The sequence below is a fragment of the Rheinheimera sp. genome, from assembly GCF_036568245.1.
GTDB lineage: Bacteria > Pseudomonadota > Gammaproteobacteria > Enterobacterales > Alteromonadaceae > Alishewanella.
The window spans coordinates 1-7,942 of record NZ_DATCSY010000273.1 but is presented as its reverse complement, the minus strand read 5'-3'; the positions used below and the strand labels follow the sequence as shown (position 1 = coordinate 7,942).

Below are 7,942 nucleotides of genomic sequence, written 5' to 3'. Positions count from 1 at the left end.
CATTTCCACATTGTATTTCGCCAATACACCGTGACGCTCTAAGTCCAGCGCACAGTTCAATGCCGTTTGGCCGCCCATAGTAGGCAACACTGCGCACGGGCGCTCTTTTTCAATGATTTTTTCCACTACCTGCCAGTGAATTGGCTCAATATAGGTGGCATCCGCCATTTCCGGATCAGTCATAATGGTGGCCGGGTTAGAGTTCACCAGAATAACGCGGTAGCCTTCTTCTTTTAACGCTTTACAGGCCTGAGCGCCTGAGTAGTCGAACTCACAGGCCTGACCAATCACGATTGGGCCAGCGCCTAAGATCAGAATACTTTTTAAGTCGGTACGTTTTGGCATTGCTGCGATGTCTCCGTAATTCGTGTTTGCTTAGGCTTTATGCTGTTGCATCAGCTCGATAAAATGGTCGAACAGCTCAGAGGCTTCATGCGGACCGGGGCTCGCTTCAGGGTGGCCCTGAAAACTGAAAGCCGGTTTATCCGTACGATGGATGCCCTGTAAAGTGCCGTCAAACAACGACTTATGGGTGGCGCGTAAATTGGCCGGTAAGCTGGCTTCATCTACCGCGAAACCGTGATTCTGTGCAGTGATCAGTACACGCTTGGTGTCCAGATTTTGCACCGGGTGGTTACCACCGTGGTGACCAACCGGCATTTTCACCGTTTGTGCGCCGCTGGCCAGTGCCAGTAACTGATGGCCCAGGCAAATACCAAAAACCGGAATGTCAGTTTCTAAGAATGTTTTGATTGCTTCAATAGCGTAGGTACAAGGTGCCGGATCGCCTGGGCCGTTGGATAAGAAAATACCGTCCGGGTTCATCGCTAACACGTCTTTCGCCGGTGTTTGCGCAGGCACTACTGTCAGCTTGCAACCACGGTCTGCTAACATGCGCAGAATGTTGCGCTTAACACCGTAGTCGTAGGCTACAACATGAAACTTCGCGTTGTCGGGTGTGCTATGGCCTTCACCCAGTGCCCAGCTGCCTTCGGTCCACTGATACGGAGCCTTAACCGTGACTTCTTTGGCAAGGTCCATACCCGAAAGGCCAGGGAAACCTTTTGCCAGTTCCAGTGCTTTAGCTTCGTCCAGGTTATCGCCAGCCATTAAACAGCCATTTTGCGCACCTTTTTCACGTAAAATTCGGGTTAACTTGCGGGTATCGATGTCGGCGATGCCGAGAATATTGTTTTGTGTTAAATACTGACTAAGAGAAAGTTGGTTACGGAAATTACTGGCAAGAAGTGGAAGGTCTCGGATTATCAGGCCTCTGGCCCAGATTTTCCCGGATTCTTCATCTTCAGTATTGGTACCGGTATTGCCAATATGTGGATAAGTGAGAGTAACGATCTGTTCTGCGTACGAGGGATCAGTCAATATTTCCTGATACCCGGTCATTGAAGTGTTAAACACCACTTCACCTACAGAAACTCCTTCAGCGCCAATGGCTGTACCGCGAAATACGGTGCCGTCTTCCAGTACGAGCAGGGCGGACTTAGTCAAGATAACCTCCAAACAGCAAAAAACGGGCGAAAACTGATACTGTTTTACAACCCGTTTTGACCCAAAATGTGATACCCGATTTGCCTTGGGCAAACCTGCTTATTCTAGGCGATCAGAGGCAGATTAGCTACGATTTTTTTGAATTTTATTATAAATGACAACTTTAGCGTCTTTTTAACCTTAATAGTGCAAAAATCTAGCTTAACTGTGCCAAACCTAACACTTGTTGCATGGAATAAAGTCCGGGCTGTTTATTTTGCAACCACAGAGCAGCACGCAGAGCACCTTGTGCAAAGGTCGATCGGCTTGATGCTTTGTGGGTTATTTCCAGCCTTTCACCTAAATCTGCAAATAAGGCGGTGTGGTCACCAATAATATCGCCACCGCGCACGGTAGCAAAGCCGATAGTCTGCTGCTCGCGCTCGCCGGTCATCCCCTCGCGTCCATATACTGCTACCTTAGCCAAATCGCGGTCCAGAGCTTTAGCTATACTGGCGCCAATCGCCATGGCGGTGCCTGAGGGGGCATCTTTTTTAAAGCGGTGGTGAGCTTCAATAATCTCGATATCTGCAGTTTGTCCCATCACTTTCGCGGCGGTTTGTACCAGATGTAGTAGCAGGTTAACACCCACACTCATGTTAGGTGCCCAGACGATGGGAATATGTTCCGCCGCCTGTTGCACCTGCTTGTATTGCGCATCCGTTAAACCGGTGACACCAATTACCATCGCTTTTCTTGCTGCTACTGCCAGCTGAAGATGCTCCAGCATAGGCTCAGGCATAGTAAAGTCGATCCAGATATCAGCCTTGTTGACACTTTCGGCTGAGGTCGCAGTAAGCGGCACATTTGCTTTACCGCAGCCGGCCAGTTCTCCGGCATCTACCCCAATCAACTCAGAGCCTGCTCGAACAGTGGCAGCGGTAAGGTTTAACTGTTGCTCTTTGGCAACACTGACCAGGGAGCGGCCCATACGGCCGTTGGCACCAAAAATTCCAATCGCAGGCATAATCTGACCCGGTATAAACATCCCAAGGTGGCTATTAGAGCAAAAGCAGCCTGATGAAGGAAGAAAAATAGCCATCTTAATGGCTATTTTTCATTACAGACTACGCTGCATCACCCCGCAATAACCGCACCTGTCGCTCCAGCTCAGCGGCGTTAGCCGCAGAGGCCGGTAATGCATCGCTGGCGTGCAGCTTTATTTTAGACCAAAACCGGCCTTTAAACTTAAATGCGCCACTGCCGTGATGGCTGAAAAATGAGCCCCATAGCCCCTGCAGTGCCATCGGTACAACCGGCACCGGCGTTTCTGCCAGAATACGTTCTATGCCGGGTCTGAAACCATCTATCTCACCGGTTTTTGTCAACCGGCCTTCCGGGAAAATACATACCAGATTGCCCTGTTCCAGCTCGCGTTTAATGCTGGCAAATGCCGCCTCGTACACTGCCTCATCCTTTTGCTTACTGCAGATAGGGATCGTTTTTGCGGCTTTGAACAACCAGTTGGCCACCGGCAAATCGTAAATGGCTTTTTCCATTACAAAGCGAACCGGCCGGCGCACCGCTCCGCCTATCAATAGCGCATCGACATAACTGACATGGTTCGCAACCAGCACCGCCGCCCCGTCGGACGGAATATGCTCCAGACCACGGCTTTGCACGCGGTACATCGTATGGCTGAGCAAATAAATCACAAAACGTAGCGCAAATTCCGGTACCTGACTGAATACATACAGCGCAACGACGGCATTCATAATCGCAAGCACCAGGAAATATTCCGGGATAGCCAAATCCAGCACCGACAAGAACACTATGCCGGCAATGGCACTACCCACCATAAACAACGCGTTAAAGATGTTATTTGCAGCAATAACACGGGCCCGCTGAGCTGGCTCAGCACGTTGCTGTAGCAGCGCATACAAGGGTACGATAAAGAGGCCACCAAACACACCTATCAGCGTCAGGTTCAGCAGTACCCAGCTGCCGGATGCAATGCTGAGAAACTGTGCCAGATTAAGCAGTTCAGGCCCGCTGAAAGAAGGGCTGCTGAAATACAAACCAACACCAAACACCGTCAGACCGATAGCACCTATCGGTACCAGACCAAGCTCTACTCTATCGGCAGATAGGCGCTCGCACAGCATAGAGCCAATGCCAACACCAACAGAAAACGCTACCAGCAGCGCAGTCACCACAGTGTTGTCACCTGCCAGTACCGTTTTGGTAAAATTAGGGAACTGTGTTAAGTAACTGGCGCCCAAAAACCAGAACCAGCTTATTGCCATCACTGATAAATACAGCGTCCGATTCTGATAACAAATACTGACTGTCGCTTTAGTCTGCTGCCAGGGCGCAAAACGAAAGGTTTCAGCGCCGCCAACCTCACCCACTGCCGGTATTCTCCGGCTGCATAAATACCCCAGTACTGAGAACACGATAACAACAGCACCAATCCACAGCGGTGCGTTTACCAGACCTACCAGCAAGCCCCCCGTAATGGTGCCCAGCAAAATAGCAACAAAGGTGCCCATTTCCACCCAGGCATTGCCCGCCAATAATTCCTTTTCCGTTAATAGTTGCGGCAAGATGGCGTACTTCACCGGGCCGAAAAAAGCTGACTGACCGCCCATCAGAAACAACACCCCTAACAGCAACAAATACTGCTGAAAATAAAATGCCAGCGCAGCCAATACCATCAGCGCAATTTCCAACAGCTTCAGTGCCCGGATAAGTTTGGTTTTACACACGGCATCGGCCAGAGAGCCCGCAGTTGCAGAGAACAACAGGAACGGCAGAATAAACAAACCCGCCGCCAGATTCATGGTTAAGTCGGTATCCCACGGCAAAGCATTCGCGGCAGTAAACGCCAGTATCAGCATTAGCGCATTCTTAAAGACGTTATCGTTAAAAGCGCCACTGGCCTGGGTCAGGAAAAACGGCAAAAACCGGCTGGAAGCTATTAAATTGCGCTGTGACATACTCACTCCGTTGAAAAACTCCGTACAAAACAGTTGCCAGCATAATCAACTCAGGTAGCTTATACCAGAGGACAAAATAACAAGCGCAAATTGACAGGACGTCTAGCCATCTATATATTGCGCAACCCATAAGGCTGAGTAACAGCCAGATTTTTATAAGGTCACGTTATGAACCACTCTGCTCCGGCGGCCAAAGGGGCAAAACGCTCGTTGCTGCCATTGTTGTTTTTCGTAGCACTGTTTCTGGGTACCGGGCTGTATCTGCAAAGCCAGGATGTTGCCTATGCTTTTTATCAGCTCCCCGGCCATGTCGCTATTATTCCGGCACTGATCCTCGCCGTTTGGTTACATCGAGCGCCGCTGCAGCAATCAATTGATGTGATGGTTAAAGGTGCGGGTAATAGCAACATCATTACCATGTGTATTATTTACCTGCTGGCAGGTGCTTTTGCCAGTGTGGCAACGGCTACCGGTGGTGTCGATGCCGCAGTCAACGCTGGTCTTAGCCTTATCCCGGCGCCCTGGCTGTTACCTGGCTTGTTTGCTATCGCTGCCCTTATTTCGACAGCAATGGGCACCTCTATGGGGACCATAGGTGCGTTGGCACCTATTGCTGTTGGGTTAGCCCACCAGGCCGGGTTAGATCCGGCACTGGTAGCTGGCGTTTTGCTAAGTGGTGCTATGTTTGGTGATAACCTGTCAATTATTTCCGATACTACTATCGCTTCAACCCGTACCCAGGGTGCGCGCATGGCAGATAAATTCCGTGAAAACATTAAGATAGCACTACCTGCAGCGTTACTGACGTTGGTACTTTATGCACTGCTGGCAAGCGAAGGCGCGCCGATACAAACAGCCGCCGTTAACTGGACAGGTGTAGTACCTTACGCTGCGATTTTACTGCTGGCTGTTGCGGGTCTGAACGTGTTTTTGGTGTTATTGCTGGGTATCGCGCTGGCTGCATTGCAAGGTGCCTGGTTTGCCGATTATGCGCTGGCTGGCCTGGGCAAAGATATCGCGACTGGTTTTGCCAATGTGCAGGAGATCTTTATTCTGGCCATGCTGGTCAGCGCCTTAAGTGAATTCATTAAGCAGCAAGGCGGTTTGCAGTGGATTGCAGATAAAATTCAGCAGTTAGCCAGCGGTTTAAAACTGGCGGGTAACAAGGCGCAGCAACTGGCTATTGCCGCTCTGGCCTTTATCAGCAACCTGTGTATTGCCAATAATACTGTTGCCATAGTACTTACCGGCGATGTTGCCAAGACGCTGGCACAGCAGCATCAGATCACACCGCGGCGCAGCGCCAGCTTGCTGGATATTTTTGCCTGTATCAGCCAGGGCTTAGTGCCTTACGGTGCTCAGGCATTGCTGTTAGGCGCCAGCTTCGGCATTTCTCCCTGGCAGGTGGTAACGCAAAGCTACTATTGTCTGCTGTTGTTACTTATTGCCGTACTGACAATACTGCTACGCAAAACAGCGACTGTGCTCTAACCGGCACCGCATGTACCGCTTCAAACACAGGCGTTGAAGCGGTACATGCGGCAAAAGTTAACGTGAGCATTTCGGTAAAGCAGAGACGGCTTTACGCTCATTAAATGTTTTCATTGCTTCCGGCATTTTGGCGCGTAAATCTTTGATGCGCGTTTCCGGTAAAGGGTGCGTCGACATAAACTCCGGCGTGCCACCACTGCCTGCGGCTGCCATATTCTGCCACAAATTAACTGCCTGACGCGGTTCAAAACCAGCCTTAGCCATTAAATCCAGGCCAATGATATCTGACTCTGACTCGTGCGCACGGCTAAACGGCAGCGCTACACCATACTGCGCCCCCAAACCAAAGGCTGTCATCAGTTCCTGCTGGTACTTCACACCATAAGCTTTCAAGCCAGCATCACCCAGTGCCAATACCGTCTGCAGCGCCTGATTGGTCGATAAGCGCTCATTACTGTGCCCGGCGATAACGTGGCCAATTTCATGCCCGACTACGGCAGCCAGTTGATCCTGATTTTCAGCAACTTTTAATAAACCGGTGTACACTCCGATTTTGCCGCCCGGCAGGGCAAAGGCATTGACCTGATCAGACTCAAATACCACAATTTCCCAGCTTTGAGCCCTTAAATTATCTGGTGTTACCGCCAGCAGATTATTCGTCACGCAGTTAACATAGCTGTTGGTCTTGGCATCTTTACTGATTGGCGTTTCTTCTTTCATACTGTCAAAGGTCTGGGCCCCCATTTTGCTCAGTTCCGTGTCACTAAACAGCATAATCTGCCGCCTGCCGGTTGGAGACTGTGCACAGGCTGCAATAACAAGGGCGCAGGTAGCGGTGATAAACAGCTTTTTCAACATGAATATTTCCTTTTCTGTAGCCAAAACGTGGTTTTACGATACTTAGCTTTATTGTATCCCTGAAATAGCAAAAAACCACCCGTAGGTGGTTTTTCGTTTCAGATTAACTGGTTAGATCATCAAAAAACTTTTTCACACCATCAAAAAAGCCCTTCGATTTTGGCCGGTGTTTGGCTTCACCGTCACCCGCCATACTGTCGTCGAGCTGACGCAGCAGATCTTTCTGTTTCTCGCTCAGGTTAACCGGTGTTTCAATCACCACTTTACACACCAGATCACCTACGCCGCCACCGCGTACAGACTGCACGCCTTTGCCGCGCAAGCGGAACATCTTGTCAGTTTGCGTCTCAGCCGGTATTTTCAGCTTCACGCGGCCATCCAGTGTCGGCACATCAATTTCACCACCCAGCGCAGCGATGGTAAAACTTAGCGGCACATCGCAATATAGGTTATTGCCGTCACGCACAAATATCGGGTGCTCTTTAACATGCACCTGTACGTACAGATCGCCTGCTGGTGCACCGTGCATACCGGCTTCACCTTCTCCGGTTAAACGGATACGGTCGCCAGTGTCTACACCTGCCGGTATTTTCACCGACAATGTCTTGGTTTTCTCGACGCGGCCTTCACCGTGGCACTTGCTGCATGGTTCCGGAATGATCTTACCGCGGCCATTACAGGTAGGACAGGTTTGCTGCACAGCAAAAAAACCCTGACGCATAGTAACCTGGCCGGCACCATGACAGGTTGGGCAGCTTTTGGCTGAGGTACCTTTTTTCGCGCCAGAGCCATCACAAACGTCACAACCCACCATCGTCGGCACTTTAATATCAACCGACTTACCGCGCACCGCCTCTTCCAGGCTTAGCTCAAGGTTGTAGCGCAGATCTGAGCCACGCTGAGCGCGTGACTGACCGCGGCGGCCACCACCACCGAAAATATCGCCAAACACATCGCCAAAGATATCGCCGAAATCAGCACCACCCGCGCCACCGCCAAAACCACCGGCGCCACGGTTTGGATCTACACCGGCATGGCCATAACGGTCATAGGCTGCGCGCTTCTGCTCGTCTGATAATACTTCGTAGGCTTCCTGAACTTCTTTAAAC

6 protein-coding genes and 1 pseudogene are annotated in these 7,942 nt (G+C 50.6%); 1 reads left to right on the top strand and 6 read right to left on the bottom strand.

From position 1 onward, the window contains the following. The 4 genes and pseudogenes from carB to VIN66_RS12395 form a co-directional block, all read right to left on the bottom strand. A pseudogene (gene carB, locus VIN66_RS12410) lies at positions 1-345 on the bottom strand (carbamoyl phosphate synthase large subunit); the annotation flags it as partial. A gap of 30 nt (positions 346-375) precedes the next feature. Beyond that, positions 376-1,506, bottom strand: coding sequence for a glutamine-hydrolyzing carbamoyl-phosphate synthase small subunit (gene carA, locus VIN66_RS12405; protein WP_331924269.1), 1,131 nt, complete (start codon positions 1,504-1,506; stop codon positions 376-378). A 196-nt stretch (positions 1,507-1,702) separates the two neighbouring features. Continuing rightward, positions 1,703-2,512, bottom strand: a complete 810-nt coding sequence (gene dapB, locus VIN66_RS12400; protein WP_331924268.1) for a 4-hydroxy-tetrahydrodipicolinate reductase — start codon at positions 2,510-2,512, stop codon at positions 1,703-1,705. 100 nt (positions 2,513-2,612) lie between these two features. Then, positions 2,613-4,484, bottom strand: coding sequence for an MFS transporter (locus VIN66_RS12395; protein ID WP_331924267.1), 1,872 nt, complete (start codon positions 4,482-4,484; stop codon positions 2,613-2,615). 168 nt (positions 4,485-4,652) lie between these two features. Here VIN66_RS12395 and VIN66_RS12390 point away from each other — a divergent pair, with 168 nt between their 5' ends. Beyond that, a complete protein-coding gene (locus tag VIN66_RS12390) occupies positions 4,653-5,975 on the top strand; it encodes a Na+/H+ antiporter NhaC family protein (RefSeq protein WP_331924266.1) in 1,323 nt (440 codons plus the stop codon). Between the two features lie 57 nt (positions 5,976-6,032). Here the strand turns inward: VIN66_RS12390 and VIN66_RS12385 are convergent, their stop codons facing one another. Both VIN66_RS12385 and dnaJ read right to left on the bottom strand, forming a co-directional pair. Beyond that, positions 6,033-6,833, bottom strand: a complete 801-nt coding sequence (locus VIN66_RS12385) for a M48 family metallopeptidase (protein ID WP_273022730.1) — start codon at positions 6,831-6,833, stop codon at positions 6,033-6,035. A 103-nt stretch (positions 6,834-6,936) separates the two neighbouring features. Next, on the bottom strand, positions 6,937-7,942 hold a 1,006-nt coding region (gene dnaJ / locus VIN66_RS12380), incomplete at its 5' end, for a molecular chaperone DnaJ (RefSeq protein ID WP_331924265.1).

Excerpts from the sequence above, each read along its gene's own strand:
- dapB (WP_331924268.1), bottom strand. The coding sequence starts at position 2,512 with ATGCCTGCGATTGGAATTTTTGGTGCCAACGGCCGTATGGGCCGCTCC.
- VIN66_RS12395 (WP_331924267.1), bottom strand. The coding sequence starts at position 4,484 with ATGTCACAGCGCAATTTAATAGCTTCCAGCCGGTTTTTGCCGTTTTTC.
- VIN66_RS12390 (WP_331924266.1), top strand. The coding sequence starts at position 4,653 with ATGAACCACTCTGCTCCGGCGGCCAAAGGGGCAAAACGCTCGTTGCTG.
- VIN66_RS12385 (WP_273022730.1), bottom strand. The coding sequence starts at position 6,833 with ATGTTGAAAAAGCTGTTTATCACCGCTACCTGCGCCCTTGTTATTGCA.